This is a genomic window from Streptomyces aurantiacus, assembly GCF_001418335.1.
In the GTDB taxonomy this organism is placed as follows: domain Bacteria; phylum Actinomycetota; class Actinomycetes; order Streptomycetales; family Streptomycetaceae; genus Streptomyces; species Streptomyces aurantiacus.
The window spans coordinates 1-2602 of sequence record NZ_LIPP01000544.1; the positions used below are offsets into that span (position 1 = coordinate 1).

The 2602-nt window shown below is 74.9% G+C and carries 1 protein-coding gene; it reads left to right on the plus strand.

The genetic code is table 11. The features are described from left to right. Window positions 1-424 precede the first annotated feature (424 nt). The coding region (locus AOK01_RS40075) for a PEP/pyruvate-binding domain-containing protein (RefSeq protein ID WP_063792954.1) at window positions 425-2602 on the plus strand (2178 nt) is incomplete at its 3' end.

Sequence of the window (2602 nt, forward strand, 5' to 3'; positions counted from 1 at the left end):
GTCCTGCCCCCGCCCTGCCCCGCCTCTCCGGGCCGGACGGAGCCGGTGGAGCAGGTGGAGCAGGTGGAAGAAGCAGGTGAGACGAGTGGGACCAGGTGGGGCAGAGGGGCGGTTGGCCGGAAGATGCCCCGCTGACGGCATGAAACACCGCACAGAGTGGGATCATCTGCTTCAGGAGGCGTGTTGTTGACGCGGCCGTATCGCGGTCGGTCCGGCAACGACTCACCCCCATCCTTCGTTCCGCCGTCAGGCGCAGGGCCACCCCCGCGCGTCCCCCCTGTTGGCGGTCGGTCCTGGAGGGTGCTCGATGACGACGGTTGACGAACGTCACGAAGACAGCGCGTGCGACGGGGAGCAACGAGGCGCACCCCGCGGCGTTCAGCCCCGTACGCGGCCCCCGCAAGTCGACGCGGGGGCAGTCCCCTTGAGCGATCCACGGGCCACGCTCATCTCGTTCGCCGGTTCCAAGGCCGCGCATCTCGCCCGCGCGGCGAGGGCCGGACTACCCGTACTGCCGGGCTTCGTCGTGCCGCACGGCGAGGGGGCGGACGGTGTCGACTGGGCGGACAGCGATGCGGCGGACGGCTATGCGGCGGTCAGCGGGGCCGAAAGCCTGCGCCGCGCCTGGCAGGAGCTCTCCGAGGGCGGCGCCCTCTCCCTCGTCGTACGGTCCTCGTCCCCGCAGGAGGACACCCAAGAGTCCTCTCTGGCAGGCCAGTTCGCGTCCGTGCTGGACGTTCGGGGTCCGCACGACTTCCGTGCGGCCGTGCGCACCGTGCTCGACTCGGCCCACCGGCCTGACGGCACGGTCGCGCCCATGGCCGTGCTGGTCCAGCCCATGCTCGCGGCCCGGGTCGGAGGGGTGCTGTTCGGCGCCGATCCCGTGGCGGGGCGGACCGACCGGATGCTGGTGAGCGCGGTGCGCGGCGGCCCCGACTCACTGGTCAGCGGCGAACAGCCCGGCACGGGTTACTGGTTGAGCCGCTGGGGCCGTTTGTCGCACACCGGGCCCGCGGGCGCCGAACACCTGCTCGGGGCGTCGGAGCTGCGCCGGCTCGCGCGGCTGGCCCGACAGGCGCAAGGGGTCTTCGGCGGGCCGCAGGACATCGAGTTCGGGTTCGACGAGGCGGGACGGCTGTGGCTGTTCCAGAGCCGCCCCATCACGGCGATGGCGGCGCGGCCCGCGCGCGGGGCACGACTGCTCGGCCCCGGCCCGGTCGCGGAGACCCTGCCGAATCAACTGGAGCCGCTCGAAGAGGACCTGTGGGTCGCGCCCATGGCACGGGGGCTGGCCGCCGCGCTCGACATCGGGGGCACCGCACCACGGCGGCAGCTGCGCGCGCTGCCGGTCGTCACGACGGTCGGCGGCCGGGCCGCGGCGGATCTGCGGCTGCTGGGCGCCGCCCCGCCACGGCACCGGTGGCCGGCGCTGCTCAATCCGACGCCGGGCGCCCGCAGGCTGGCCGCCGCGTGGCGGGTGGGCCGGCTGGCCTCGGCGCTGCCCGGCCTCGCGACGGATCTCGTCGCCGACGTCGACCGCCGGCTCGCCCGGACGCCGCCCCCGGACCGGCTCACCCGCCGCGAACTCGTCGCCGCCCTGCGCTGGACCCGTACCGTCCTGGTCTCGTTGCACGCGCAGGAGGCGCTCGCCGGTGCCCTGCTGGCCCAGGACCGGACGACGGCCGCGGGCGCGGCCCTCACCGCCCTCACGCGGGCCCGCGCTCTCGGCGTACCGGACCGGCGGCTGGTGGCCGCGCAACCGTTGGTACTCGCCCTGGTACCACCCACTCTGAGCCGGGAAGTGAGGCTTCCGGAAACCCTCGCCGGCACAGGTACAGGCACAGGCACGGCCACGAGCACGGATCCCCTCCCCACGAGGTCGACGGACTCCCTCCCCACCAGGTCAGCGGTGGCCTCGCTGCCTCCTCGTGAAGCCCTGCGCCTGCGTATCCGCTGGGTGCAGGAACTCCAGGTCCGGCTGGTCCGCGACGCCGCGGGGCGACTGCCCGGTCCGGAGGATGCCCCGGACGCCTCTGCCGTGCCGGCCGGGTCGAAGGTGGGGCTGTTGCGCTGGCCGGAGCTCGTCGAGGCACTCGAACACGGTTTCCTGCCCGGCGACTTCGGGGAGCGGCTGCCACGGGCCGTGTCCGCGCCTCTGCCCGACGCGTTCCGGCTCGCGGAGGGTGGCACGGTCGTCGCCGAGCGCCCCGTGAGCAGAGGCAAGGGCAGAGGCAAGGGCAGAGGCAAGGGCAGAGGTGGAGGCGCGGACGAGGGGCAGGGCGTGGCCGGTGGCCGGGCCGCGGGTACGGCCTGGGACGCCGTCGGCCCGCGGCCGTCGGACCCGGTGCTCGTCGTCCGCACGCTCGACCCGGCGCTCGCACCGCTCCTGCCCGGACTCGCGGGACTCGTCGCGCAGACCGGCAGCCCGCTGTCCCATCTGGCTGTGCTGGCACGGGAGTTCGGCCTGCCGACCGTCGTCGGGGCCACGGACGCCGTACTCCGGTTCCCGCCGGGCTCCCGCCTCACGGTCGACGGCGCCACCGGCGACGTACACGCGAGCGGCGACGTACACGCGGACAGGGACGTGCATGCGGACGGGGGC